Source organism: Streptomyces viridosporus, from assembly GCF_002078235.1.
Taxonomy (GTDB): domain Bacteria; phylum Actinomycetota; class Actinomycetes; order Streptomycetales; family Streptomycetaceae; genus Streptomyces; species Streptomyces viridosporus.
This window is the reverse complement of the sequence record NZ_MSGP01000914.1, coordinates 458-811: the sequence shown is the minus strand read 5'-3', so window position 1 is coordinate 811 and position 354 is coordinate 458. Positions and strand designations below refer to the sequence as shown.

Below are 354 nucleotides of genomic sequence, written 5' to 3'. Positions count from 1 at the left end.
GGACGGCACCTACCTGGTGCACGGCACCCACACCAACTGGGTGATCCTCACGGAGGGGGACGCCGTCACACTGATCGACACCGGCTACCCCGGCGACCGCGAGCGGCTCCTCGACTCGCTGGCGCAGGTGGGCTTCTCCCCGGAGGCGGTGGCCGCCGTGCTGGTCACCCACGCCCACACCGACCACCTGGGCTCCGCCGAACACCTGCGGGCCGCGTACGGCACGCCCGTCCACGCCCACGAGGCCGAAGTCCCGCACGTCCGGCGGGACTTCCTCCACCAGGTGAGCGTCGGGCGGGTCCTGCGCAACGGCTGGCGCCCGGGTGTGCTGCCCTGGGCGCTGCGCGCCCTGCG

General features: G+C 74.3%; 1 protein-coding gene. It reads left to right on the top strand.

From position 1 onward, the window contains the following. A partial coding sequence (locus B7L92_RS43430; protein WP_255311370.1) for an MBL fold metallo-hydrolase occupies positions 1 to 354 on the top strand: 354 nt, incomplete at both ends.